Genomic DNA, 25,091 nt, shown 5'->3' with positions numbered 1-25,091 from the left:
GCCAATGTAGGAGCGGTCGGTGTGAGCCGGTTGACCGAGAACGCACCGTCTGTGGCCCCTGCGCGCAGCGAGGTCGGTCCCGCCTCACGACGCGACCCCCGGGAAACAGCTTCGTGCCCGCGGACAGGACGTCGTCCTGGAAGCAGACGCTGTCGAGGGCCCTACGTCGGCCCTGAGCAGGTCGTCCGGGATGTCCTGCCTCGTGGACGGAGGAAGGCGTCGGCCCCTCACCCGCGATTCGGGTGAGGGGCCGACGCCGCGTTCACGACAGCGGCCGGGTCCAGGAGGCGTCGGAGGACGAGAGGCGATGGGCGGCTACGGAGGTCACCGCGAGCAGCAGCAGCACCAGGCCCAGGGTGAAGGCGAACCCGGCGTGCAGCAGGAGCATGCCACCGGCGAACGCTCCCAGGAACATGGCCAGCACGGACAGGATCCGTCGGCCGGGCCGGGGCGCCGGCCCACCGGCCGGGGTGGAGTCCGCGGCCAACCCCGTCAGAGTCAGCGTCAACACGGTCGTGGTGAGGTCCGGGACGCCGAGACGCCGGGCGACCGCGTTCTGCATCCCCATGGCGAGGCCGAGGAGCACGATCAGGGTGTACTGGACCGTCGTGGTCATCCTGCCGTCGGAGGCGGCAGCCGTGATGACGGCCGCCGCCACGAGCACCGCCTGCAGTGCCGTGGCAATGGTCAGCAGCCGCCCACGATGTGCCGCGAACCGGGTGCCGAACCGGCCTCCCGCCAGCGCGCCGGTGAGGAACGCGGTCATCGATACGACGGACGCCGACGCGGACAGTCCCTGGGCGCCTGCCAGAGCGAACCCCAGGAAGACCACGTTGCCGGTCATGTTGGCCACGAAGACGTGCCCGAGCGACAGATAGCTCACGGCGTCGACCAGCCCCGTCACCACGGTCAGCGTCAGCATCAGCGGCGGCAGCGGGCCGTGCCGGTCCCCCTTCGGCGGGACCAACGTGCGGGCAGCGTCAGTCAACAGCTTGTACATGCGGAGTCCTCTCACCGGGTGCGGGCGGGCGGTGCAGTACCACTCGGGTGAGCAGTCCGCCGGCCAGGCCGACGCCGATGGTCGCCAGGCAGATCCACAACGGCCAGGGGGTCAACCCGAGGAGGCTGTCGGCCGACCAGCGCCCCGGGCCGGTCAGGGCCAGCACCGCTGAGGCCACGACGAGAACCATCGGGTACTCGTAGCCGTCGTTCTGGACCCAGAGCCCGTTGTGCCATTTGACGGTGCCGGCGACCGTCATCACTCCCACGGCGACCATCGCCGCCGCGGGAGTGAGCAGTCCGGCCGCCAGGAACAGGCCTGCGCCGATCTGGCCTGTGCCCGCGGCGAGCGCGGTGAGCCGGCCGCCGCGGAAGCCGTCGTGCCGGAACTCCGCGGTTCCGCCCGCCAAGCCGTTGCCGTCCAGCCGGAAGCTGACCTTCTGCACCCCATGCCCGGCGATGAGGAGACCCACCGCCAGCCGGAGAACCAATAGTCCGGTGTTCATTCGTTCCTGCCTGTTCCTGACGTTCCGTCGATATCCGTGTGACGAGGTCAGCCGGCCGCGTGGGCGCCCATGACCGCCTGTGCGTAGACGAGCCCGAGGCCGTAGGCGCCGCCGTGCTCCTTCACCACCTCCGTGACGGGGACGTACGACTCGGTCCGCGCCCAGTCACGCTGGAGCTCGAGCAGCACCTGCACCCAGGTGACCGGAATCGCACCACCCTGGACCATGCGCTGAATGGCGTGCTCGTGCGCCTGCGGGCTGACACCGCCGGAAGCGTCGGTGACCACATAGACGTCGTACCCCTGAGAGATGGCGGACAGGGTGGGGAGTACGACGCAGACCTCGGTCCACAGACCGGCGACGACGAGCTTCTTGCGGCCGGTCGCCTTGACGGCCTCGACGAAGGCGACGTCCTCCCAGGCGTTCATCGTGGTGCGGTCGATGATCTCCTTTTCGGGGAAGACAGCCGCCAGTTGCGGCATGATCGGTCCTGAGAAGGACTCGGCCGCCACGGTGCTCAGCACGACCGGCACGTGAAAGACCTTGGCGGCCTTCGCCAGGCCCAGGGTCGAGTTGATGATCGCGGTGCGGTCGCCGCTGCCGGTGCCGAAGAACATCTGCGGCTGGTGGTCCACGAACAGGACGGCGCAGTTGTCGGGGGTCAGCAGGTCGGGGCTGGGGGCTGCGGTGACGTCGGAGATGTTGACCATGAGAGGGCCTTTCGTGGGGTGGGGAGATCGCGGACGGATGTCCGTTGCTGAGAGCAACCAGGCTTGGGACGGAGCCGGTTGGGGTGATGTCCCGGGAGGGACGGCTCGTGACCGGGCCCCTCCCGGAAGTTCAGAGCGAGAAGCAGGGGTCGAAGAACGTGCTCTCGGTTTCCGGAGCCAGGCCGCGGCGGGCGCGCCACTGGCGGTGCTGCTCCGACTCGCCGGCGGCCTGGCCGAGCAACTCGGCCTGTCGGGCGCCCGACAGGCCCGTGCTCGGTGTGGCCTGGTAGCCACCGAAGTGCGCGACCGGGCTCCACCGGGGACTGACCGGCGGAAGCTGCTCGTCGAGGCCCTCGTACTCGGCGGCCGCGTAGACGATCCGGCCGCCGACGACCGTCAGCAGGGACTCGATGTGGGCGATCTCCGGCTCGGGCACAGTGAAGTAGTCCTCGGACAGGACCGCGAAGTCACCGAGGAAGCCAGGGCGCAGGACGCCCTTGACCCCCTCCTCGCCGGTCAGGGAGGCACCCGCCTCGGTGAACATCCCCAGCGCCGTCTGCCGGTCGACCCGGTTGTGCGGCGGGCGGACGATCAGGTCGCCAACGGTCCGGCCGGTGACCAGCCAGTGCAGGGCGATCCACGGGTTGTAGGTGGAGACCCGGGTGGCGTCGGTGCCGGCGCCGACCGTCAGGCCGCGCTCCAGCATGGCCCGGATCGGCGGGGCGTCCGCGGCTGCGCCGGGGCCGTAGCGGCTTACGAACGCCTCGCCCTGGAAGGACAGCCGGTTCTGCACGGACATGGCGCCACCAAGAGCCGCGACCCGGTCGAGGCTGTCTGCGGAAACGGTCTCCGCATGGTCGAACAGCCACCGGTTTCCGGCCGGGAAAAGTCCATCCGCGGCAAGCTTCTCAAATACAGCGAGGTCGCGGCGAATAGTCTCGTCATACGTGGCGTGCAGCCGGAACCCCCAGCCGTTCTCCATGAGGAGCCGTACAGCCTTCTCGAATTGTGATTCATAATCGGCGAGTTCCGGCCGCGGTTGGTTGAAGTTCTCGAAATCAGCCGCCGCCCAGGTCAGATTCTCTCCTGCACCGTTGAGGCGCAGCCATTCGTCCCCGTCCTCGGGCCGGGCCATTTCGATCCAGCGGGCAAGGTCCTCGATTTCCTGGCCGGCGGTCTGCGGGAAGAGATGATAGGCGATGCGCAGCGACAGTTGACCGGCCTTGGCCAGTTCGACGACCGTGCTGTAGTTGTCGGGGAAGTTCTGGAATCCGCCCGCCGCGTCGATCGCCGATGTGAGCCCGAACCTGTTGAGTTCGCGCAGGAAATGACGGGTGGAGGTCTTCTTGTCCTCACCCTCCAGCACCGGAGCCTTGGCCAGCGTCGAATAGAGGATCAGGGCGCTCGGGGCAGCCAGCAGCATGCCCGTGGGCTCACCGTCCCGGCCCCGCACGATCTGGCCGCCCTTCGGGTCGGGAGTGTCCCTGCTGTATCCGGCGGCCTTGACGGCTGCCCGGTTGAGCACCGCCGACTGGTACAGGTGCAGGACGAACACCGGAGTGTCCGGCGCGGCGGCGTTCAGTTCGGCGACGGTCGGCAGCCGCCGTTCGGCGAACTGCTCGGCCGACCACCCCCCCACCACCCGTACCCACTGGCCCTTCGGCGTTCGGGCCGCCTGCTCACGCAGCATCGCCAGTCCCTGGCGCAGCGTGGGGACGCCGTCCCAGCGCAGCTCCAGCACGTAGTTGAGTCCGCCTCGGATGACGTGGAGGTGGGAGTCGTTGAGGCCGGGAATCATCCGGCGGCCGAGGGCGTCGACCACCTTCGTGGCCGGGCCGACATGGGCAGCCACGTCCTTGTCGTCGCCGACAACGATGATGACACCGTCACGTATGGCGATGGACTCGGCCTTCGGGCGACCCGGGTCTCCGGTATGGATCTTCGCATTGCGGACGACGAGGTCCGCAGGGTTGTCGGTGGCGCTGGCAACCAGCCCACCGACCGGCATCGTGGACACCTTTCGACAACCTCCTGAGGCGTGAACAGCGTCGATTTCATCTGCATCGACTTCCAACGGGGAGAAAGCAACTGGCGGAAAGGACCGGGACACTCGCGCTTACTGCGTCCATGCCCAGCCGAAGTAGATTCCGGGCGGGCTCTCATGCAATGCACAGGCCCGGGCCCCGGCGGCCCGCAAATTCTTCGCCATCAGGCTATTCCGAGCGCAAGCGTCCGGGTGTCCCGGTAGTGCACTGGATTCGTTCCTCGAGTGCACTGCCATCCCTCTCCATGCGCTGCGAGGTCAGCGCCGGTGCACTGGTGGTCAATCTCCGCCGCCTTCGGTGTTTTAGCGTGGTGAGCGACAGCCCCGCAGATCCCTGTGTCTGCCCCGGAGTCGTCTCCCCCCGCCGGAAAGACCGGCGCACCCCATGTAACTCAGGAGAATCACATGTCTGATGCCGTCGAGCCGGTTCAGCCGGTGCTGGAGCCGGCAGCAGCCGCTTTCGCCGAAGCGACCGCCAATCCGCCCTACCTCTTCGACCTGCCGCCCGCAGAGGGGCGCAAAGCTGTCGACGAAGTGCAGTCGGGCGAGATCGACAAGCTGCTGATCGACGAGGAGTGGATCACTGTCACGGGTGGTCCGACAGGCAGTGCCCGCGCACGCATCGTGCGCCCCGCCGGCGTGGAAGGGCCCCTGCCCGTCATCCTCTACATCCATGGCGCGGGCTGGGTGTTCGGCAACGCCCACACCCACGACCGCCTCGTACGGGAACTCGCCGTCGGCGCGAACGCCGCCGTGGTCTTCCCCGAGTACGACCTCTCCCCCGAGGCCCGCTACCCGGTCGCCATCGAGCAGAACTACGCGGTCGCGCAGTGGGTCGTCCAGCAGGGTGCCTCCAAGGACCTGGACGGCTCACGGCTGGCCGTTGCCGGCGACTCCGTCGGCGGCAACATGAGCGCCGCGCTGACCCTGATGGCCAAGGAACGCGGCGACGTCCCCCTCGTGCAACAGGTGCTCTTCTACCCGGTCACCGACGCGAACTTCGACACCGGCTCCTACCACCAGTTCGCGGAGGGCTACTTCCTGCGCCGCGACGGCATGCAGTGGTTCTGGGACCAGTACACCACCGACGAAGCCGACCGTGCCCAGATCACCGCCTCCCCCCTCCGGGCCACCACCGAGCAGCTCACCGGGCTGCCCCCGGCTCTGGTCATCACCGGCGAAGCCGACGTCCTGCGCGACGAGGGCGAGGCTTACGCCAACAAGCTCCGCGAGGCCGGCGTCCCGGTCACCGCCGTCCGGCTCCAGGGCATCATCCACGACTTCGTGATGCTCAACGCACTCCGCGGAACCCACGCCGCCGAGACAGCAATCACGCTGGCCATCGGCACCTTGCACACCGCGCTCCACGCCGGCTGACACACGCTCTCACCTCGGACATTCACCCGACAACAAGGAGAAGCACCCGACCATGACCACGTCTCCCCTCCCCATAGCAGTTCTCGTGCACGGAGCCTTCGCGGACGCCGCCAGCTGGACGGGGGTCATCGCGGAACTGCAGAACGACGGCATCTCTGTGGTGGCGCCGCCGAACCCGCTGCGCGGCCTGGAGTCCGACGCCGCGTACATCGCCTCCGTGGCAGCTCAGATCGACGGTCCCGTGGTGCTTGTCGGCCACTCCTACGGCGGGGCAATCATCTCCGTGGCAGGTGCCGCGGAGAACGTCGTCGGGCTGGTCTACGTAGCGGCCTATGTCACCGAAGAGGGCGAGAGCCTGGGCGAGTTGCAGGGACGCTTCCCCCTCTCGCCCCTCGTCAGCAACCTGAAGGAGGCGACGTACCCCGTGGAGGGAGCGGGGCCTGCGGTCGAGGTCACCATCAAGGCCGAGGCGTTCCCGGACATCTTCGCCGCCGACGTTCCGGCCGCCGTCACCAAGGTCCTGGCGGCGACTCAGCGTCCGCTGGCCGCTTCGGCATTCACGGAGACGGCCTCGGCCGCCGCGTGGAAGACCAAGCCCTCCTGGGCACTCGTGGCCGGCGCGGACCGGGCGATCAACCCCGAGGTCGAACGCTTCGGTGCGAAGCGGGCCGGCGCGACGATCGTCGAGATCGAGGGCGCCTCGCACGCCGTGGCCGTGTCCCGGCCCAAGGAGGTCGCCGCTCTGATCCGTGACGCGGTGCGCGCCACGAGCTGACAAAGCGGCGAAGGGCCGCGCGGCCGACTCCTGGGGAGTCGGCCGCGCGGCCCTTCGCTTTTGGCCCGGAACGAGATCTCGCTGCGCCTCCTTCATCTGCGCTCCACCGTGACCACCACGACCAGGACAGCCAGCAGCGCACCGACGGCGAGGGCGGGTGCCGGGGAGTATGCGGCCGGCAGGATGCCGACCGCCGCGGCGGGATACGGAATCCCCTCGGCCGTGGTTCTTTGGTGGGGCCGGAGGTGTACGGCCCAGACCGTGATCAGGAAGACGGCCGCCGGGACAGTAACCGCCGCGCCGGCAGCCAACGGCGAGGCGTCCGTGCGACGCGTGACGTGATCCGCGTACGCGGCCAGACCTGCTCCCTCGGCGGTCGCCGAGGCGAAGATCAGGTAGTGGCCGTAAGCCCAGGTGAACCTCCTGCGGTGGGACCGGTGCGTCGTGGCCAGCAGGGTGTGCGCGGGCTCGGCGAAGTACAGCCACCACATGGCGTATGCCATGAGCAGGCCGCCGACCGCCACCGCGTACAGCGAACCGGTGCCGTGGTTTCGGTCGAAGGCGCTCTGGACGGCGACGGTGGTGGCCGCGACGGACTCGCCGAGGACGATGAGGGTGAACAGTTCGTAGCGCTCGGCGATATGGCGCGGATGCCACGGCGTCATCCCGGCGGACTGTGCCCACACCGGGACGGCCACCTCGGCGACGAGCATGACGGCAATACCTGGCAGGCGCGCCGCGGCCGGGAGGCCGAGCAGTCCGACCCACCCGAACTGACAGGCCGTCACTCCGACGGCGAATCGCAGGGTGGTCGCCCTGTGAGCGGGGTCGGACCATGCGGCGCGCAGCCACAGGGCGGCCAACGCCGAGCGAAGCACGACGTATCCGAGGGTGATGACCCGCAGATCCCCCTCCTCGAACGCGCTGGGGACGCCGGCGGCGAGGACGAGCGACCCCGTGATCTGGACCAGCACCGTCAACCGGTACGGGACGTCGTCGGTGTCGTAGGCGGAGGCGAACCAGGTGAAGTTCATCCACGCCCACCAGATGGTGAAGAAGACCAACGCGAAGCGCAGGACGCCGATGGCGTACTCCCCGTCGGCCAGCGCCGCGTGCAGGCTCCTGGACGCCTGCGCCACCGCGATGACGAAGCACAGGTCGAAGAGGAGTTCCAGCGAGGTGGCGGGCCTGTGCGGCTCGCCCGGGTCGCGCCCCGCCATGGTGCGCCATCGCCTGGACCTCGGGACCGCCCGGGCGATCGGGCCGTGACTCAGCGGAGGGCTCCGAGCGCGGCCTCGACCGTTCGGTGGAAGGTCGGATACGTGTAGATCATGTGCTGGAGCCGGTCGACGGGTATTGCGGCATGGACGGCCACATTCAGCCCGTAGAGCACCTCGCCTCCCGCGGGACCCGCCGAGGTCGCGCCGACCAGTACGCCCCGGTCGGCGTCCTCGATGAGCTTGATGAACCCTTCGTTGCCCGGCCCGTGGATCCATCCGCGGGTGGAGGACGCGATGGTCAGCACACTGGTGCGCACCCGCAGCCCCCGCTCCCGCGCCTGCCGCTCGGTCAACCCGACGGCCCCGATCTCCGGATCGGTGAACGTGACGCGAGGCAGTGCCCGGTAGTCGGCATCGGGACCGGGTTCCCCGAGGATGTCCCTTACGGCGACCTGCGCCTGGTACATCGACACATGGGTGAAGGCGCCGCGGCCGGTGATGTCTCCCACCGCCCACAGCCCCTGCCCGACCCGCATCTGCCCGTCCGTGGGAACGGCCCCCGCCGTGGGATCCAGCCCCACCGTGTCGACGGCCAGTGCGGCCAGGTCGGCACGGCGCCCAGCGGCGACCAGCAGCCGTTCGGCACGCAGCGGCTCCGCGCCGCCACCCAGGCTGATGGTGAATTCGGTGCCGTCGTGGCTGACCCGCTGTGCCCGAGCGCCTGTCAGTACGGTGACCCCGTCTGCCCGCAGAACCTCTGCGGCCAGCTCCCCGGCTTCCGGTTCCTCCTGCGAGAGCAGCCGGTCCTGTCCCTCGATCACGGTGACCGCACACGTGAAACGGGCGAATACCTGGGCGAGTTCGACACCGATGGCTCCCCCGCCGAGAACGACCATCGACGCAGGCAGCTCCTTGGCGGCCATGGCGTCCCGGTTGGTCCAGTACGGCGTCGTCTCGAGCCCCGGTACCGAGGGAATCCTGGGCCGGGTGCCGGTGGCCAGCACGACACCGCGCCGGGCTTCCCACGTACGGTCGCCGACCGTCACCCTGCGCGGCCCGGAGAGGCGGCCCGTTCCCCGGACCAGCCGACCGCCCTTGGCCACGAGACGGCCGGCGGCCACCCGGTCGTCCCAGTCGTCGGTTGCCTCGTCTCGGATGCGACCGGCGACCCTGCCCCAGTCCGGAGTCACGACCGCCTCGCCGGCGAGGGCAGACATCCGGCCCGCCTCGGCAAGCAGGTTCCCGGCCCGAATCATCATCTTGCTGGGCACGCACGCCCAGTAGGGACACTCACCGCCGACGAGTTCCGCCTCGACCCCCACCACGTCCAGTCCGGCGTCGGCCAGGGTGCCCGCGACGTACTCACCCCCCGGCCCCAGCCCGACAACCACCACATCCGCCTGCTCGTTCGCGCTCATGCCTGCCTCTCCTGACCTCTCGTGCTCCACGCGTGCGTGGGCCGTCCCGCCGAAGCTAGATCGGGTCGGCCGGAGGCCCGAGTCCGCCGGCGCACGGGGGCTTGCCCGAGAGCGAACGACGCGCACCGGACGCTGCACGCAGTGCGCGGGCGGACGCCACTGCGTGCGCTACCCGGCAAGGCGCCCTCCGTCCGGGTACATAGCGTCACCTGAGTACGCACAGCACGGCAGCGCAGGAGGAAGACCATGACCACCAGTTCCAAGCCCGTGAGCAGCAGCCAGCCACGGCTGCACCAGAAGGGCGCGGTGATCCAGGAGTTCGGCACCGTCAAGCAGTTCCCGATCGGCCTGTCCTACGAGGCGCGGATGTACTCCTGCCAGCGCCTGAACAAGGCCCTGGCGGACACGCAAATCCTCTACGGGCTCTACAAGAAGCATCACTGGCTGATGCGCGGCGCGACCTTCTATCAACTGCACCTGGTCCTGGACAAGCACGCAGGGGAGCAGCTCGAACTCATCGACACCATCGCCGAACGCGTCCAGTCCCTGGGCGGAGTCGCGGTGGGCGATGCCAGGCATGTCGCGGAGCTCACATCGATCCCTCGGCCCCCGGACGGGGTGGAGGAGGTGCCCGCCATGCTGGCACGGCTGCTGGAGGCTCACGAGGCCATCCTCATCGACGCGCACGACGCCGCAGCCCGGACCATCGAGCTGGGTGACGACGGCACGAACGACCTGCTGGTCTCACAGGTGATCAGGACCGGGGAGCTGCAGACGTGGTTCCTCGCCGAGCATCTGGTCGACACCCCACTGGTCCGCGCCTGACCAGCCGTTCGGCCGGCGATCGACGAGACATGGGACCGTGACGGCAGGGGATGAGCGAAGCCATACGGTGCCGCCACGGCCCCGTACGACGTAGCGGAGATCAAGGAGCAAGGGATCATCTCCGGCGCCCCGGCTGCTGCCCCACGAAAGGATGGTGATGATGGCGTCGTCCTGGTGGACGATCGCCGGGACGACGCTGAACGGCGAGCTCCACCTACCGATGGCGCCCCGGTGGGACCTCGTCGTCTCACGCGCTCTCACGCAGCTCTCACCGACTCAGCCGACTCCCCGGACCGAATCCCCTGAGCTGGCACTACGCGCCCCATCCTGGATCGGCTGGACGCGCTTGGACGGTCTCTACGACATATGCCATGTAGCGCCGAGGGACGTCCCCATGACGAGGACCGGGGCGTCTTCTGGCACGTCAAAGCGGTATCAGGGGGTCCACGTTCTTCTCACTCACCCACTCACGCTCCCACATCTCACATTCGCTTCGTGAGCGGGGGCCGCGGCACTCGCCAGCCCTCCCCACGTATCCGCCGCCGACCGTAGATCCTCCACATCCGGCTTCACCTACCACCGCGTCGTCGCGCGGACATCCGTGTGCCCTGCCCAGCGGGCAAGCAGATGGTCCGGCACCCCGTTGTTCGCCAGGTACGTGAAACAGCTCGCGCGAGCGTCGTACAAACGCACCCGGCGCAGCGAGTTCTCGGCCATGACCTTGTATGACCGAAACCGGGGTTCCGTTCCGGACAAAGAGTTTCACCAGGAAGATCGGCATTCTCGGCACTGGGGACATCGGCAAGACGTTGACCAGGCGGTTGCGCGCGGCCGGGCACGAGGTGTAGGCGGCCGATCCGCGCGGCCCGGCGACGATCGAGGCGGACGGGCCGGCTTCGGGCGGGCGCGCAGTGCCAGGAACGGGAGCACATGATCGCAGTCAACGCCCAGGGCCGGACATCGCCGTCGGGATCACCTACACGGTGACCCGCCCCCGGCACACCGCAATCGCCGACTCTAAGGACGACCGAGGGTAGGCATTACCCCAGTCGACGTGCAGTTGGGCGGCTCGGCCACCGGTAGAGCTTTCTTGCACGTCGAATCAAGGCGCGCACGGTGACGAACGCGGCGGCGAGGTACAGGTAGAAGTCGATGACACGGCCGTCGCGTTCGAAGCAGCGGCGGATTTTTCCGTAGCCGTTCATCCACGATTGGGTGCGTTCCACCACCCAGCGCCTGCCGACCTGGATCGGAGCGGGAACGCGGGCGATCTCGCCGATGAGGCCGTGGTCGTCGAGGATCCGACGGCTGGGCTTGCCGTCGTAGGCGGAGTCGAGATGCACGGTGGCATTGGTGGGTAGGCTCCCGACCTGGCGCCCGGCTGCGTCGATGGTCGGTTCGAGTAGGACGGAGTCGTGTCGGTTGGCGCCGGCTGAGGCCAGCCCGAGCGGTATTCCGGCGCCGTCGACCAGGGTGGACCTCTTGAGCCCTTGTTTGGCCCGGTCGACTGGCGATGGCCCTGCCTTGTCGCCCTTGCATGGGGCCTTGGTGTGACAGCCGTCGACGGATAACTCGGACAGCTCTAGGCCGATCATCTTGTCGTACGCGGTCAGTGCGATGCGATGCAGTTCGTGTGCCAGTCCCAGGTTGCTCCACTGCTTGAGCCTGTTGCGGATGGTCCAGTCCGAGCAGTCGGCGGTGGCGACTCGTTCGTAGCCGGAGCCGTGTACCAATGCTTCGACGACCAACTTGAACACCATCCTGTCTGGCACGCGTCGACGGTGACAGCCCAGTGGATGGGAGGGGTCGAACTCGGGTCGCTCGGGCAGGAGAGCCGAGAACTGCTCCCAGAGAGGCTCAAAGAGAGATGACGGCACAACAGGCAAGGCATCTCCTCTGCTGCTCGGTGTAAAGGCCGCGTCGTTCATGGCAGGAGGTGTGCTGCGAGCTCCTGCCACTGCCGCGTGGGCGGGGTGTGGGGTGCGGTGGTGAGGAGGTGGAGGCTGACGTGGTCGGCCCCGGCGTCAAGGTGCTCGTGGACGCGGCGGGCGATGTCCGCGGCGGGGCCGTGGGCCACGATCGCGTCGACGAGTCGGTCGCCGAGCGAGTCCACGTCCTCGTATCCCAGGTCGCGCAGCAGAGCGCGACGGTTGGGCAGAGCGGCCGCCGCCGTGGTGCGGGCCAGTGCGGTGGTGTGTGAGCGGTCCGGGCCCAGCACGCACAGCTGGGTGACGGACAGGAGCGCGGTGGGCCCGAGCACAGCTCTGGCGTTGCGGGTGTGCGCGACCGGCATGCCCAACGGGTTTGCACCCCAGGCTCGTTCGGCGGCGAGTGTGAGCATGCCGGGGTCCAAGGCTGCGAGTACCCGGTGGGGCGAGGCTGCCGTGGCGGGCGGCCCGAACGGGGCGGCGTCCAGCGCGTCGAGGTAGGCACGCATGGTGGGCACTGGGGGGCCGAAGCGGTGGCCGCGGACATCTTCGGCGAGGCTGGGGTGGCTGTCCCACAGGCCGAGCAGGAAGCGTCCGGGGAATGCCTCCTCAAGGGTGCGCTGTGCGGCGGCGGTCGTCACCGCGTCGCGCGCGTAGATGTCCGCGCTGCCGGCTGCCACTACGATCCGCTGGGTCTGTGACAACAGGATCCCGGCCTGTGCCATCGCTTCCCGCCCGGCTGTCTCGGGGAACCATAAGGTGCCGAAGCCGAGGTCCTCGATCGTGGTCACGGCCTCGCGGACACCGGCCGCCGTGCAGTTGTCGAGTTCGCCTGCCCAGATCCCGATGCGCCCGAGGTGGGGCCGCTGGCCGCTCACGCGTCACGCCCCTGTGCGCTCTGGGTGTCCAGGAACGCCGTGATCTGGGCTGCACCGGTTCGCTGCAGCCAGGTGGGGAAGTCCATCGCAGCGGGGTGGATCCGTCGTGTGGCGGTGATGTCGGCGCGGTAGCCGCGTTCGCCCAGCCACTCGTGGGCGAACGCGAACTCCTCGTTGACAGCGCGGATCGTTTCCATCGGGATCTGGGCGTACGGAAGCGGGCGATTGATGGCCGCTTCGATGTGCGCGGCGATCTGGACCGGGGTCAGTTCGTCGCCGGCCAGGGCTGTCGCGCGCCCGATCCACTCCTGGGGCCGGGAGAAGGCGAGTGCGGTGACGACGCCGACGTCGTCCACAGCCATGATCTGCAGCGCAACGTCCAGGGCGAGGCCGGAGACCAGGCTGCCGCCTTGGAGGGCGTATTCACCGGTGTAGTTCTCCATGAAGGAGACCGGTCGCAGAATCGTGGCGGGCAGGCCGAGCTTCGTGAGGTGCTGTTCGATCCGCCACTTGCTGATCAGGTTCTGCGGCAATGTCTCACTGTCATGGCGGTCCGCGCCGGCGATCGAACTGAAGACGAGGTGCCTGATGTTGGCGATTTGGGCGGCCTCGGCAATGTTCATTCCCCAGCGGACCTCGTCCTCGGCGGAGAAGTCGGGAGCCGTGCCGGGGGAACCCACCGTGGGCTGGACGCTGAACAGGCCGTAGGCGCCTTCGGCGGCGTCGACGAGAGAGGCGATGTCCTCCATTGCCGCGCGTATGATCTGCGCTCCGGCGCTCGCCAGGGCCTTTGCCGGCGCCCCCTCCGGATTGCGCGTGAGCGCGCGCACCTGCCAGCCACCGTCGAGCAAATGCCTGGTCACCGCCCGGCCCTGCAGGCCGGTCGCGCCTGTCACCACGATGGTCTTGTCCGTCAACTTCACTGTCTCTCCTGGATTTCGCACGCACCAGGGAGAACCCTCCTCATAAGTGGGGTGGCCCTCCGGTTGATGATCGATACAATATGGAGGGCCACCCCGGTTAGCAAGCCGTCAGGAGATTCCGTGCCCCAAGACGCCACAGCGCCGTCCTCGCCCAGGCGGCCCATGCGAGCCGACGCGCGGCGTAACTACGACCGGATCCTGGCCGCCGCCGGGGCCGCTATTGCCCAGCACGGCGCCGAAGCCTCCCTGGAGGAGATCGCCCGACACGCCCAGGTCGGCTCAGCCACACTGCACCGCCACTTCCCTTCCCGGCAGGCGCTGCTGGAGGCCGTCTTCAGAGACCGGGTTGAGGCCCTGTGCACCAAGGCGCACGACCTGGCCGCCGAGCCCGACGCGGGCGCCGCGCTCGTCAGCTGGCTCCACGCCGTGGGCGCACACGCCGTCACCAACAAGGGCCTGGGGGCATCCCTGATGCCCGGCGCCGACGCCGGCGATCCGACGTTCGGGGACACCTGCCACATGATGATCGTGAACGCCGGCAGCGAACTACTCACGCGCGCTCACCACGCGCACGCCGTACGCTCCGACGTCACCATCACCCAGCTGCTCAAACTCGTTGGAGCCATCGCGCTGGCCACCGAACTTGACAGCGACGGCGCCGCCGAGACCGAACGCCTCCTGACGCTCGTCATCGACGGGGTGTGCCCACCGGGGATAGGGCGGGGGCGATCATTCGACACGCCAAGGGAGGACTGGTAGCGCACTTCTATAGCCAGGAAACCCCGGGCTCTCGCACCCCGCACGCCTATCCTCGGTCGCTCTAAGTCATGCCCACCGACCAGGCCTGACCACGTCGTATCAGACAGTCAGCCGTCCAAAGGCCGGTGGTCGCCTGAGCGTTGCCGTGAAGTTCTACGAGGTCGCCTTCGAACCCTTTCTACGGCCACGTCTGCACTGCTGTGGACGCCGCCACCGCCGGTCCACATTCGCGCAGTCGGCATCGGCCTCACTGCTGCGAAGGTCTCCCGTCACCGAAAGTTAGATATTTTGACATAGCTATATCTGGATACCTAGAGTCGTAGTCATGCCCCGCCCCACCAGGTTCTTCCAGGACGTCGACCACGTAGCCGCCGAGCTCGTGTCGTGCCTGCCCGCGCTGGCCCGGGCCGTGGAGCGGCAGATCGGTCCGCACGTCGAGCACCCCAAGCCGTCCGAGGCGCAGATCGCCCTGCTCCGTCACGTCGAGGCCAACGACGGAGCGACGGTGCGCAGGGCGGCCGAAGCCCTGCTGATGAAGCCGAACAACGTGAGCGCGCTGGTGACTCAGCTGACCGAACAGGGCCTGCTGGAGCGCCGGCCGGACCCTGCCGACAAGCGCATCGCTCACCTGCACCTCACCTCGACCTCGCGGCAGCAGCTCACCGAGGTCCAGAACCTGATGAGCGGCCTGGTCGCCGGGGCGCTCCAGACCATGACCGAAGGTGAACTGGACGCTCTCGGCTCGGCACTGGGCGCGCTGCACGCGCTCAACGACCGCCTGCATCCCCTCAGTCACTGACACGCGCAGCCGACGTCCCGGACTCTTCGCGGACTGTCGCGCCCGTAGTCGTGCGAGTCGCACGAACCTCTTGCGCGTGCCGACGGGATGACACCTCTCCTCCCCCGCGTCCGGCCTTCCTCAGGCCCCGGATGCCGCTTCGTCATGCGCGGACGCGTGGTCCCGTCCGCGCACGACACCCGACACACACCCCGTAACCTCACGAAGGACAGACACCTTCATGCCCTCCGACGTCCTGAACTCCCCGGCTCCGCCTGCACGTCCGGTCCGTGAGGACCAGCCGCGCGGCCGCCGCGCGAACCCGTGGCTGACACTCGTCGCCGTCGCCTTCGGCCTCTTCATGGTCGGCCTCGACGGCTCGGTCGTCTCGATCGCCAACCCGGAGATCGGCCGGGACCTCAACGCCTCCACGGCCGACCTCCAGTGGGTCACCAACAGCTACCTGCTCGCCCTCGCCGCCGCGCTGATCCTCGGCGGAAAGCTCGGCGACCGTTTCGGCCGCCGCACCTTCTATCTCGTAGGAGTCGCGGGCTTCACCGTCGCCTCCGTGGCCATCGGCCTCTCCGGATCCATCGAAGGAGTCATCGCGTTCCGCGCGCTCCAGGGCTTCTTCGGCGCACTGCTGATGCCCAACACCCTGGGCATGCTGCGGGCCGTCTTCCCACCGAAGAAGTTCGGCATGGCGGTCGGCATCTGGGCCATGGTGTCCTCCGTCTCCACCGCTCTCGGTCCAATCGTGGGCGGCCTGCTCGTCGAGCACGTCAACTGGGAGTCGGTCTTCTACATCAACGCGCCCATCGGCGTCATCGCGCTCGTCTTCAGCATCATCGTGCTGCCGCAGAGCAGGAACACCAGCGCCGCGGATGAGAAGTTCGACATCCCGGGCGTCGTCCTGCTGGCGCTCGGCCTTCTCGCGGTTATCTTCGGCGTCGTCAAGGGCGAGACCTGGGGCTGGACTTCGGCCGGCACACTGGGGACCATCATCGTCGGCGTGCTGATCCTGCTGCTGTTCGGCCGGTACGAGACACGAATCGCGCACCCACTGCTGCCCATGCGTCTGTTCCGGAACCCGGCGCTGACCATCGGCACCGTCATCACCGCGCTGAACTTCTTCGTTCTGCTCGGCATGATCTTCTTCGTGATGCTGTACCTGCAGAACGTGCGGGGCTTCACTCCTGTCCAGGCCGGTGTCCGCACCCTGCCGCTGAGCCTCGCTTCGGTCGTGGCATCACCCCTGGGCGCCGCGCTCACCCAGAAGTTCGGCCCCCGACTCACGATGCCGCTGGGTATGACCCTCCAGGCAGCAGCCTGCTTCGCGATGCTCGGGTGGGGTGCGGACTCGTCCTACACCGCGATGTGGCCCCCGTTCATCGCGCTCGGACTGGGCGTCGGCATGGTGATGGCGTCGTCCTCCGACGCGATCGTCGGGAACGCACCCGTCAAGGACGGCGGGGTCGCCGGCGGCCTCCAGGCGACGGCGCTGCAGATAGGCGGCGCGCTGGGCACGTCCGTCCTGATCTCCCTGATCAGCAGCCGCGTCGGCTCGACCCTGACCGGCGAGCTGACCTCGTCAGGGGTGCCCGCCGATGCCGCCCACGGGCTGAGCGAGGCGAAGGACGCCGTGGCAATGGGCGTCGCGCCGGTCTCCGACGGGATGCCGGCACAGCTCAGGTCCGCGGTCGTCGAGGGGAGCCACCACGCCTTCATGAACGGCGTACACACCGCCGTGCTCGTCTCGGGCCTGCTGTGCCTGCTGGGTGCCCTGCTCGCCGTGGTCGGTGTACGGCGCAGCCCCGAGGCGACCGGTCACTGAGAGGGTAGGACCGAGCGGCCCGGCCGGGTGACGCAGTAGGGAGACACGCCTCCTCGCACCCGGCCGGGCCCGCCCCCGGGCGCCGTCTCCAGCCCCGCATCGGCGACGGTTCGGCCATCACGAGCTTCGATCTTCCGGGGCGGCTGCCGATGTATCCGACGTCGCGCTGCCCTTCCGGTCGTCACGCTCAGGGCTTCGGTCTGCTGTCGACCACAGCCGGCAGCAGACCGAGGGCCGAAATGCGACTCACGTGGAATCCGACGAGCTCAAGGGGCCTCAGCTGATGGTGACAACCCGCTGTACAGCCAGGCTTCGCGAGGACCGGCCGGCGTGGACTGTGTAGGAGCCGGGGGTGAGTTTCCAGGCGCCGGCAGTCCACGCCGACAGGTCGCGGGCAGAAACGCTGAAGGTGATCCGAGTGCTGGCACCGGGAGCGAGCGTGACCTTGCGGAAGCCGATCAGTCGCCGTGGCTCGGCCTGGGCGCCGGCAGGCAGCCCCGCGTAGAGCTGCACGACTTCGGTACCTGCGCGGGAACCCGAGTTGGTGAGGGTGACGGCGGCAGTGAGCGTCTTGGTGGCTGTGTTGTAGGACGTTTCCAGGGAGCCGAGGTTGAAGGTGGTGTAGGAGAGGCCGTGGCCGAAGGGGAACAGCGGGCTCTGGTTCTTCGCGTCGTAGTAGCGGTAGCCGACCAGGTGCCCCTCGCTGTGGGAGACAGTGGGGCCATTGCCCGGGTAGGTGGCCAGTGTCGCCCCGGGTCCCTGGGACGCCGTGACGGGGAACGTGACCGGAAGACGGCCCGAAGGGTCGGCGTCGCCGAAGAGGATGGCGGCGAGGGCCGTTCCGGTGGCGCGTCCCGCATACCAGAGCTGGACGACCGCTTCGACATCGTTGATCCACGGCATGGCGACGGGGCCGTCGGTGTTCAGGACGACGATGGTGCGGGGGTTGGCTGCTGCGATGTCGGCGATGAGCTTGTTCTGGTCGCCCGGCAGGTCGAGGGAACCGTGGTCCATGTCCTCGCCCGCGACCCGGTTCACGATGACGACCGCGGCGTCGCAGGCCCGTGCTGCGGCTGCCGCGTCGGGTATGAGGGTTTTCGGCTGCCAGCCGAGGGTGAGACCGCAGGTGCCGGTATCGGCGGTGCTGTTGCTGTATTCGATGCTGACACTCACCGCCTTCCCGGCGGTGAGATCGATGGCGCCCTGGAGCGGATAGTCGTACGGCCCGAGGAAGAACCGGCGGCTGTGCCGGGTGCCGGAGATGACCGTCTTGCCGTTGATGACGAGCTTGGTGGTACCTGAGGGCAGCAGCGAGAAACGGTGCAGGCCGGTGGTGGTCGGCGTGAGGGTGCCACTCCAGCGGGCCGACCACACGGCGGGCAGACCGGCCGCGGGCGCACTGGTGAAATCGACACCGGCACTGACCTGTGTGGCGACGGGAGTACCGGACGGTTCGGCTGCGGCGTAGAAGCTACCGGTGAGCCCTGCCGCACCAGAGGCCGTGCGCAGCACCGTCGCCGGGACGGCGGTGAGGGGGATGTCTCCGACGGATCCCTCGCGGTAGGTGACGGCGACCCCGGCGCCGGCGCGGTCCTTGATGGCCGCCAGCGGGGTGACCCAGGCACCAGGGGTGACGTAGCTGGAGCCGGAGACTCCTGTCAGGGCGGTGTCGCCCGCGGGGCCGATGACCGCGAGCGACTTGATGGTGGAGGTCAGCGGGAGGGCTTGGTCGCGGTTCGTGAGCAGGACCGCGGAGTTGACGGCGAGGGCATGAGCGAGGTCCTTATGGGCCTGGGTGCTGACGTCCGCGGCGGGCGCCGGTACGGGGTGGTCGAACAGGCCGTTGGCGTACATGGTGTTGAGGATGCGCAGGGCCGCGTCGTCCAGGCGGGCCGTGGGGACGCTGCCATCGACGAGGCCGCCGACAGGTATCTTCACGCCACCGGGGCCGAGACCGCCGAGGTCCATGCCTGCCCTGACGGCTCCCACAGGATCATCGCCGGCCCAGAAGTCGGGGACGGTGTAGCCCTCCAGACCGATGGTCTTCTTGAGGTCGTTGAACAGCGCGGGGCTCTGCGTGGCGAACGTACCGTTGATCTTGGGGTAGGCCATCATCACCGAGGTGACGGGCACGGTGGCGATGATGCGCTCGAAAGCGGCGTGGTAGATCTCGTGCAGGGCCCGGTCGGAGAGCTGCGCGTCGACGAAGAAGCGGTTGACTTCCTGGGTGTACGCACTGAAGTGCTTGACGGTGGCGACGACATGTTGTTCCTGTATGCCTCGGGTGAGCGCTGCGCCCAGGGTCCCAGCCAGGAGAGGGTCCTCACCCATGCCCTCGGCCTGCCGGCCGAAGTGCCAGGTGCGGGCGGTGTCGACGGTAGGGCCGAGAAGGTTGTTGTAACCCTTGGCCCGTCCTTCGGTGCCCAGTGCCGTGCCGAGCCGGCCGGCGAGGTCGGCATCGAATGTCGCGGCCTGGGCCAGGGGGACGGGGAAGGCGGTGACGCCGGTCTCCCCACGCAGTCCTGCCGAGGCGTCCACCATGGTCAGGGCCGGGATTCCGAGAGTGCTCAGGGCCGCGAAGTCGCAGCGGACGAGGGCCTCCTTCTGTGCGGCGGTCATCCTCGCCAGCAGGGCGACGGCCCTGCTGTCGGGGGCTGTATCCGCGGTGCGACGGGGCGCGGAAGCGGCCGGCGCGATGCCGGAAGCCAGAGCGGTCAGGACGGCGGCGGAGAGAAACGTACGACGATTCATGGCGGCTCTTCCATGAGGAGACAGGGCAGGACAGAACAGCGCTGTGCGATGCTCGCAGCTGTCACCGCGCATTGCTGGGGTGGGGTAACTCAGGGGATACATCGGGCAGAGTCGACGCTCGCGGCCCGACCCTCTCGGGATACCTCATTCAGGGCGACAGGGGCGCCCTTGATATCGGTGCCGACAGAGAACATCTTCTGGATCTTCAGCGCCCGGCAGAGCGAATGGCCACAGCCTGACACTTTCCTTCAGGCTGGCAATCGGGCCACCCCTGATAAATATTCCGTTGATTACGGGACCGAGTGGGCGTTCTTTCTCAGCACTCCGGCTCCGGACAGAGTGACTGCCGGATCACTTCCGCCCGAAGCCGCACCGACCATCAGTGCAAGACGGCGACGGACCATGAACTTGCGTGTTCACAGCGGCTCTCCCGGACGAAAATGGCAGCTTCTGAACGAGCCACCGTGGGGGCGGGGCCGGCCGAGCAGTCAGGTGCTCGGCCGACCCCAGTTCGAGGAGGTCGGAACCTCGGTGGGACACACGTGCGTACAGAGACGCATTACCACTTCATTCGAGACAATCAACGCCGCGTACCGCGGCATGCGATTTCGGTGTTCAGAGACAACCGCCCGTGAAGCGTTTCAACCAACGAAGGGAAACTATTGCCTATCACCCCTTCGGGTCAACCCTCAAGCAACACTCACTTCGAGAAACTCACGGTCGGAACGACCAAGACTTTCCAGTTGGATCGCTTTGAAATTTCAATTGAAAGCTTACGCGTGCGCTTTATCGACGCAGTGAATGGACGTCATCCACATGGCAAATACAGATGCGTTCATCGAACCCGGAAACCGCAAAGCCCGGCGCATTGAAGCGTGCACCGGGCCTGCAGTAGCTGATGAAACGGGGGTCAGGCTGCCTTTGTCGCGAGTTCCACCGTGCTGAGGACATGCTTGCCCGGCCCCAGGACGACCGGCGTGCAGCCGGGCAGTTCTGCGGTTGCCTCACAGCCCTCCGGTACGACGAGGTGGGCTGTCAGCCCGCCGGCTGTCTGCTCCCACGACAAAGACACCGAGCCGTAGGGAGTCTCGTGCCGGGTACGGGCCGAAGTGATGCCGCCACCGGGACGCGGACGGAAGGCGATCCTCCGGTATCCGGGGGCCGTGGCGGTAATGCCGCCCACCACGCGGTGGAGCCAGTCGGCGACGGCCCCGAGGGCGTAGTGGTTGAACGACGTCATACCTCCGGGGTTGAGGGTGCCGTCGGGGCGAAGGCTGTCCCAGCGTTCCCAGATCGTCGTGGCGCCCATGTCCACGGTGTACAGCCATGAGGGGCACTGGGTCTGGAGGAGCAGCCGGTAGGCGATATCGAGGTGCCCCGAATCGGTGAGGGCGTCACAGATCAGTGGGGTGCCGACGAAGCCGGTGGCAATGCGGGCGTCGTCCTCGATGACCAGCTGGGCCAGACGGTCACCGGCCGGCTGCCTTTGCGGTGGGGCCAGCAGGTCGAAGGCGAGCGCGATGGCGTAGGCAGTGGGGCTGTCACTGCTCATGCGCCCCGATGCAAGGACGTAGCGGCGGCGGAAGGCGTTGGCGGCCTCGTCGGCCAGCGTGCTGTACCGCCCGGCGTCCGTGTCATCGCCCAATGCGGCTGCCGCCAGCGCGAGGTGACGGGCGGAGTGGGCGAAGTAGGCGGTAGCGACGAGGTATCGGTCGGTGCGGCCGGCGGCCGGGTCCTCGGGTGGTGCGGCAGGGTCGAGCCAGTCCCCCAGTTGGAAGCCGGTGTCCCACAGTCGGGTCGGCCCAGCGAGGCTTTCGACGAGGTCGACCCACTTCTTGGCCATGGGGTAGTGCCTGCGCAGGAGATCAAGGTCTCCGAAGCGCTGGTAGAGCGTCCAGGGAGTGAGTGTGGCAACGTCGCCCCAGGCGGCCCCGGGGTGGATCGGCGTCCACATGGGCTCGCCCGGGATGACGGGCACGTACCAGGGAATCGTTCCGTCGGGGAGTTGCTCCAGGCCGACGTCGGTGAGCCAGGAGTCGAGCATGCCCGAGCAGTCGTACAAGTAGCTTGCCGTGGGGGCGAATACTTGGATGTCGCCGGTCCAGCCGAGGCGTTCGTCGCGCTGGGGGCAGTCGGTGGGGATGTCGACGAAGTTGCCGCGCATGCTCCACACGACGTTCTCGTGCAGCCGGTTGACCAGCGGGTCGCTGCACTCGAACCAGCCGGTACGACGCATGTCGGTGTGGTACACCCGGGCGGTCACCATCTCGGCGCTCAGGTCTGCCGTCCAACCGCTGACTTCTGCATAGCGGAAGCCGTGGAGGGTGAAGCGCGGCTCCCAGGTGAGCGGGCCCCCTCCGGAGAGGATCAGAGTGTCGGTGGCGTATGCCTCGCGCAGCGGCCGGGTGGCCAGTTCGCCCTCCTGCAGGACTTCGGCGTGCCGGAGGGTGACGACGGTGCCGGCCGGGCCGTCGAGGGTGATGCCGAGACGGCCGACGAGGTTCTGCCCGAAGTCGAGCAAGTGGCGGTCCTCGCCGGTGCGCGTCACCTCGACCGGTGCGATCCTCTCGGTGCAGCGCACCGGCGGTCCCGTCGGGGCGACGAGGGTGCCGAGGTCACGGCTGTGGGTGCGCACTGGGGTCCACTCCCCCGCGGCGGCGCCGGGAGGGGTGGCCCAGTCGGGATCGTGCAGTCGGGCGTCGAACGTCTCGCCCTCGTACAGTCCGCTGGTCAGGATCGGTCCGGGCGCGGCCTTCCAGGTCCGGTCCGTGGCGATCGTGGTCGTGGTGCCGTCCTCGTACGTCACCTCCAGCTGGGCGATGAGGGATTGGTCGGTGCCGTAGATGTTGCGGGTGCCGCCGTCGAAGCCGTACTTGCCGCGGTACCAGCCGTCGCCGAGCCACGCGCCGATGGCGTTGGCGCCTTCGGTGAGGTGGCTGGTGACGTCGTGCGTGCGGTAGCGCAGACGGTGCGGGTAGACGGTCCAGCCCGGAGCCAGGGTCTCGTCGCCGACGCGGCGTCCGTTGATCTCGGCCTCGTACAGGCCGTGTGCGGTGATGTAGAGACGGGCGTGTGCCACCGTCCGGTCGATCCGGAAGTCCTTGCGGACGCGGGCCGGACGGCGGGCGGCTTCCGGGTCCTCGGTCCAGGCGGCGCCCACCGGGGCTGCCTGCCAGTCGGCGGCGTCGAGCAGGCCCGCCTCTACCGCACTCGGGGTGCTCCAGTGCGAGGGCTCACTCGCTTCCGTCGTCCAGACGCGGACACGGACGGTCGCTCGTTCACGGGAGTTCAGCGGATCGCCGGGCCAGGCCACCAACACCTGGTCTCTCGCGGCGACGCGACCGGTGCGGTCGATGCGGCCGGCTCGGGCGACTTCGAGTTCGTACGCTTCCTGGGACCCGCCGCCTGCCGGCAAGGTCCACGTCAGACGGGGGGCGGGGACGCCGATGCCGAGGCCGTCCGGCAGGTGTTCGAAGGACACCGGGCAGGGCTGAGGGGGGAGCAAGGAAAGCCTTTCTTCACGTGCGCGGGAGCGGGGCGAGCGGGCTGCGGGCAGCCGGTCTCAGCCCTTGACCGCTCCCGAGGTCAGGCCCTTCATGACCTTCTGGTTGAGGAAGAGGTAGATCAGAAGGGTGCCGAAGACGTTGATGCAGATCGCGGCGAACAGCGGACCGTACTGTGTGGCACCGAAGTCGCCGGTGAAGTTGAGCAGGCCGACCTGGATGGTGCGCAGGTCCTGGTTGTTGGTGAAGGTCAGCGCGATGAGCAGGTCGTTCCAGATGAAGAAGAACTGCACCAGGCCGACAGTGAGCAGGGCGTTGCGGACCATGGGCACGCTGATGGTCCAGAAGGCGCGCAGGATGCCTGCGCCGTCGATGGTGGCCGCTTCGAAGAGTTCGCGGGGAACGGTCCGGTAGTAGGTGGCCATCATGAAGACGGTCAGGGGGAGGCCCGTGCCGGTGTAGGTGAGGATCAACGGCCACAACGTGCCGGACAGGCCGGTCTGGAAGTACACGGTGAACAGCGGCAGGAGGATCATCTGCGGGGGGACCATCATGCCTGCGAGGAAGACGAGAAGGGTGAGGCTGCGGCCCTTCCACACCATGATCTGCAGGGCGAATCCCGCGGCCGTGCCCAGGAGCAGCATGAGTGCCAGTGCGGGCAGGACGGCCAGGAGGCTGTTCTGGACGTACAGCCCGAGATGGCCGGTGGTCCATGCCTCGGTGTAGTTGCCCCACTCCCACGTGGTGGGCAGGCTCCAGGTGGAGTTGTTGAGGTAGTCGTCATTGGACTTCAGGGAGGTCAGGAGCATCCAGATCAGTGGGTAGATCTCGACGACCAGCAGCAGGGTGACGACGATCTTCACCCACAGTCTGCGCGGCGCCCTGGCCCGCCGGACGGGGCCGGCGGAAGCGGACGGCCCTCGGCTCCGGCGGCCTGCGGAGGTCTTCACAGGTGTGTCGATGGCCATGTGCTCAGCCCTCCGTGATGTCGCGCCGCGAGACGCGGTAGACGGCCAGGCTCACCAGCAGGCACACGACGGTGAGCAGCAGGGCGATGGTGCTGCCGTAGCCGTAGTCGCTGTAGGTGAACGATGTCTGGAACATGTACAGGGTCAGTGGAGTGGTTCCGTTGCCCGGGCCGCCGTTGGTGAGGGCGACGACGGAGTCGAACACCTTGAGCGTCCCGTTGATGCTGAAGATCAGCGACGACATCAGCACGGGCAGGGAGAGCGGCAGCACGATGTGGCGGATCAGTCGCAGCCCCGAGGCTCCGTCCAGGCGCGCCGATTCGAGGACTTCGTCGGGGATGTCGACGAGGCCGGCGAAGAGCAGGACGGCGTAAAAGCCCATGGAGCGCCAGATGTCCATGAGGATCAGGACCCAGAACGCGCTGCCTGCGCTGCCGAAGAAGTCGATGGAGTCGAGTCCGACCGCGTTGAGCAGGGAGTTGACCGGGCCTGTCTGCGGGGCGACTTGGAAGAACTTCTGGAAGAGCAGGCCGACCGCGACGGTGGGCAGCACGACCGGGAAGAAGGCCAGCGTGCGGATCAGCGCTGAGGACCTCTTGAGGAAGAAGACGTACAGCAGGGCCAGGAGGTAGCCGGCGACGACCTGGCCGACCGTGACGAGCGCCGCGTATGTGAGGGTGAACCAGAGGGCGTCGCGGACGGCCGGGTCCTCGAACAGCCGGGAGAAGTTGGCGCCGCCGTTTCCGGTGAATCCCTCGATGGTGTTGCCCTGGGTGAAGGAGTACCCGAGGGACCACACGATGGGGACCAGCATGATCAGTGAGTAGACGAGGAGGGCGGGGCCGAGCAGGATCGCGATGGCCCTGCGGTCACCGAGTACGCGGTGCATGGATGG

Annotated in this window: 20 protein-coding genes; 7 read left to right on the top strand and 13 right to left on the bottom strand. The window is 68.2% G+C overall.

All coding sequences use genetic code 11. The features are described from left to right. Window positions 1-262: 262 nt before the first annotated feature. The 4 genes from OG912_RS34855 to OG912_RS34840 all read right to left on the bottom strand — a co-directional run bounded on the left by OG912_RS34855 (window position 263) and on the right by OG912_RS34840 (window position 4,223). On the bottom strand, window positions 263-1,000 hold the full coding sequence (locus tag OG912_RS34855; RefSeq protein ID WP_327712794.1) for a YoaK family protein: 738 nt from the start codon (window positions 998-1,000) through the stop codon (window positions 263-265). After that, on the bottom strand, window positions 981-1,505 hold the full coding sequence (locus tag OG912_RS34850; protein ID WP_327712793.1) for a DoxX family protein: 525 nt from the start codon (window positions 1,503-1,505) through the stop codon (window positions 981-983). Before OG912_RS34850 ends, OG912_RS34855 begins: the two co-directional genes overlap by 20 nt. Window positions 1,506-1,552: 47 nt before the next feature. Continuing rightward, window positions 1,553-2,215 (bottom strand): hydrolase, encoded by a 663-nt coding sequence (locus OG912_RS34845; RefSeq protein WP_327712792.1) that lies wholly within the window; start codon window positions 2,213-2,215, stop codon window positions 1,553-1,555. Between the two features lie 130 nt (window positions 2,216-2,345). Further along, the gene (locus OG912_RS34840; RefSeq protein WP_327713619.1) at window positions 2,346-4,223 is read right to left on the bottom strand and encodes an amidohydrolase; all 1,878 of its coding nucleotides are present in this window, start codon (window positions 4,221-4,223) and stop codon (window positions 2,346-2,348) included. Between the two features lie 441 nt (window positions 4,224-4,664). On the opposite strand from OG912_RS34840, the gene OG912_RS34835 reads away from it, so the two are divergent. After that, window positions 4,665-5,636 carry an alpha/beta hydrolase gene (locus tag OG912_RS34835; protein ID WP_327712791.1) on the top strand — a complete coding sequence of 324 codons (972 nt, stop codon included), beginning with the start codon at window positions 4,665-4,667 and terminating at the stop codon, window positions 5,634-5,636. A 52-nt stretch (window positions 5,637-5,688) separates the two neighbouring features. Further along, window positions 5,689-6,411: an alpha/beta fold hydrolase gene (locus OG912_RS34830; protein WP_327712790.1), complete on the top strand. Its 723-nt coding sequence runs from the start codon at window positions 5,689-5,691 to the stop codon at window positions 6,409-6,411. Window positions 6,412-6,503: 92 nt separating this feature from the next. On the opposite strand, the gene OG912_RS34825 is transcribed toward OG912_RS34830, so the two are convergent. Both OG912_RS34825 and OG912_RS34820 read right to left on the bottom strand, forming a co-directional pair. Then, window positions 6,504-7,631 (bottom strand): low temperature requirement protein A, encoded by a 1,128-nt coding sequence (locus OG912_RS34825; protein ID WP_327712789.1) that lies wholly within the window; start codon window positions 7,629-7,631, stop codon window positions 6,504-6,506. A gap of 50 nt (window positions 7,632-7,681) precedes the next feature. Beyond that, on the bottom strand, window positions 7,682-9,049 hold the full coding sequence (locus OG912_RS34820; RefSeq protein WP_327712788.1) for a dihydrolipoyl dehydrogenase family protein: 1,368 nt from the start codon (window positions 9,047-9,049) through the stop codon (window positions 7,682-7,684). Between the two features lie 246 nt (window positions 9,050-9,295). Here OG912_RS34820 and OG912_RS34815 point away from each other — a divergent pair, with 246 nt between their 5' ends. Beyond that, window positions 9,296-9,874 carry a Dps family protein gene (locus OG912_RS34815; RefSeq protein ID WP_327712787.1) on the top strand — a complete coding sequence of 193 codons (579 nt, stop codon included), beginning with the start codon at window positions 9,296-9,298 and terminating at the stop codon, window positions 9,872-9,874. 725 nt (window positions 9,875-10,599) lie between these two features. After that, window positions 10,600-10,722, top strand: a complete 123-nt coding sequence (locus tag OG912_RS34810; protein WP_443061051.1) for an NAD(P)-binding domain-containing protein — start codon at window positions 10,600-10,602, stop codon at window positions 10,720-10,722. A gap of 192 nt (window positions 10,723-10,914) precedes the next feature. Here the strand turns inward: OG912_RS34810 and OG912_RS34805 are convergent, their stop codons facing one another. Genes OG912_RS34805 through OG912_RS34795 form a run of 3 tightly spaced genes read right to left on the bottom strand, consistent with a single transcriptional unit; the run spans window position 10,915 to window position 13,597 of the window. After that, window positions 10,915-11,760, bottom strand: a complete 846-nt coding sequence (locus tag OG912_RS34805) for an IS5 family transposase (protein ID WP_327713618.1) — start codon at window positions 11,758-11,760, stop codon at window positions 10,915-10,917. A gap of 38 nt (window positions 11,761-11,798) precedes the next feature. Continuing rightward, window positions 11,799-12,680 (bottom strand): TIGR03620 family F420-dependent LLM class oxidoreductase, encoded by an 882-nt coding sequence (locus OG912_RS34800; RefSeq protein ID WP_327712786.1) that lies wholly within the window; start codon window positions 12,678-12,680, stop codon window positions 11,799-11,801. Continuing rightward, on the bottom strand, window positions 12,677-13,597 hold the full coding sequence (locus OG912_RS34795) for an NmrA/HSCARG family protein (RefSeq protein ID WP_327712785.1): 921 nt from the start codon (window positions 13,595-13,597) through the stop codon (window positions 12,677-12,679). Before OG912_RS34795 ends, OG912_RS34800 begins: the two co-directional genes overlap by 4 nt. 126 nt (window positions 13,598-13,723) lie before the next feature. Between OG912_RS34795 and OG912_RS34790 the strand changes: the two genes are divergently transcribed. From OG912_RS34790 to OG912_RS34780, 3 genes are all read left to right on the top strand, one after another. Continuing rightward, a complete protein-coding gene (locus tag OG912_RS34790; protein WP_327712784.1) occupies window positions 13,724-14,362 on the top strand; it encodes a TetR/AcrR family transcriptional regulator in 639 nt (212 codons plus the stop codon). A 325-nt stretch (window positions 14,363-14,687) separates the two neighbouring features. Then, the gene (locus tag OG912_RS34785; protein WP_327712783.1) at window positions 14,688-15,161 is read left to right on the top strand and encodes a MarR family winged helix-turn-helix transcriptional regulator; all 474 of its coding nucleotides are present in this window, start codon (window positions 14,688-14,690) and stop codon (window positions 15,159-15,161) included. Window positions 15,162-15,381: 220 nt separating this feature from the next. Next, window positions 15,382-16,974, top strand: coding sequence for an MFS transporter (locus OG912_RS34780; RefSeq protein WP_327712782.1), 1,593 nt, complete (start codon window positions 15,382-15,384; stop codon window positions 16,972-16,974). Between the two features lie 276 nt (window positions 16,975-17,250). Here OG912_RS34780 and OG912_RS34775 read toward each other — a convergent pair whose 3' ends face one another. The 4 genes from OG912_RS34775 to OG912_RS34760 all read right to left on the bottom strand — a co-directional run bounded on the left by OG912_RS34775 (window position 17,251) and on the right by OG912_RS34760 (window position 25,085). Continuing rightward, window positions 17,251-19,725, bottom strand: coding sequence for a glycoside hydrolase family 3 protein (locus tag OG912_RS34775; protein ID WP_327712781.1), 2,475 nt, complete (start codon window positions 19,723-19,725; stop codon window positions 17,251-17,253). A 910-nt stretch (window positions 19,726-20,635) separates the two neighbouring features. Next, window positions 20,636-23,206, bottom strand: a complete 2,571-nt coding sequence (locus OG912_RS34770) for a family 78 glycoside hydrolase catalytic domain (protein WP_327712780.1) — start codon at window positions 23,204-23,206, stop codon at window positions 20,636-20,638. A gap of 81 nt (window positions 23,207-23,287) precedes the next feature. Continuing rightward, window positions 23,288-24,196 carry a carbohydrate ABC transporter permease gene (locus tag OG912_RS34765; protein ID WP_327712779.1) on the bottom strand — a complete coding sequence of 303 codons (909 nt, stop codon included), beginning with the start codon at window positions 24,194-24,196 and terminating at the stop codon, window positions 23,288-23,290. Between the two features lie 4 nt (window positions 24,197-24,200). Then, window positions 24,201-25,085: a carbohydrate ABC transporter permease gene (locus tag OG912_RS34760; RefSeq protein ID WP_327712778.1), complete on the bottom strand. Its 885-nt coding sequence runs from the start codon at window positions 25,083-25,085 to the stop codon at window positions 24,201-24,203. Window positions 25,086-25,091: the final 6 nt, after the last annotated feature.

Origin of the sequence: Streptomyces sp. NBC_00464 (assembly GCF_036013915.1) — a bacterium.
Taxonomy (GTDB): domain Bacteria; phylum Actinomycetota; class Actinomycetes; order Streptomycetales; family Streptomycetaceae; genus Streptomyces.
Note: the sequence above shows the minus strand (reverse complement) of the source record. Positions and strands in the feature narration are given on the sequence as shown.

What these genes read in the sequence shown, in the direction of transcription:
- OG912_RS34855 (WP_327712794.1), bottom strand. Translation starts at nt 1,000, where the DNA reads ATGTACAAGCTGTTGACTGACGCTGCCCGCACGTTGGTCCCGCCGAAG.
- OG912_RS34850 (WP_327712793.1), bottom strand. Translation starts at nt 1,505, where the DNA reads ATGAACACCGGACTATTGGTTCTCCGGCTGGCGGTGGGTCTCCTCATC.
- OG912_RS34845 (WP_327712792.1), bottom strand. Translation starts at nt 2,215, where the DNA reads ATGGTCAACATCTCCGACGTCACCGCAGCCCCCAGCCCCGACCTGCTG.
- OG912_RS34840 (WP_327713619.1), bottom strand. Translation starts at nt 4,223, where the DNA reads ATGCCGGTCGGTGGGCTGGTTGCCAGCGCCACCGACAACCCTGCGGAC.
- OG912_RS34835 (WP_327712791.1), top strand. Translation starts at nt 4,665, where the DNA reads ATGTCTGATGCCGTCGAGCCGGTTCAGCCGGTGCTGGAGCCGGCAGCA.
- OG912_RS34830 (WP_327712790.1), top strand. Translation starts at nt 5,689, where the DNA reads ATGACCACGTCTCCCCTCCCCATAGCAGTTCTCGTGCACGGAGCCTTC.
- OG912_RS34825 (WP_327712789.1), bottom strand. Translation starts at nt 7,631, where the DNA reads ATGGCGGGGCGCGACCCGGGCGAGCCGCACAGGCCCGCCACCTCGCTG.
- OG912_RS34820 (WP_327712788.1), bottom strand. Translation starts at nt 9,049, where the DNA reads ATGAGCGCGAACGAGCAGGCGGATGTGGTGGTTGTCGGGCTGGGGCCG.
- OG912_RS34815 (WP_327712787.1), top strand. Translation starts at nt 9,296, where the DNA reads ATGACCACCAGTTCCAAGCCCGTGAGCAGCAGCCAGCCACGGCTGCAC.
- OG912_RS34810 (WP_443061051.1), top strand. Translation starts at nt 10,600, where the DNA reads ATGACCGAAACCGGGGTTCCGTTCCGGACAAAGAGTTTCACCAGGAAG.
- OG912_RS34785 (WP_327712783.1), top strand. Translation starts at nt 14,688, where the DNA reads ATGCCCCGCCCCACCAGGTTCTTCCAGGACGTCGACCACGTAGCCGCC.
- OG912_RS34780 (WP_327712782.1), top strand. Translation starts at nt 15,382, where the DNA reads ATGCCCTCCGACGTCCTGAACTCCCCGGCTCCGCCTGCACGTCCGGTC.
- OG912_RS34775 (WP_327712781.1), bottom strand. Translation starts at nt 19,725, where the DNA reads ATGAATCGTCGTACGTTTCTCTCCGCCGCCGTCCTGACCGCTCTGGCT.
- OG912_RS34765 (WP_327712779.1), bottom strand. Translation starts at nt 24,196, where the DNA reads ATGGCCATCGACACACCTGTGAAGACCTCCGCAGGCCGCCGGAGCCGA.
- OG912_RS34760 (WP_327712778.1), bottom strand. Translation starts at nt 25,085, where the DNA reads ATGCACCGCGTACTCGGTGACCGCAGGGCCATCGCGATCCTGCTCGGC.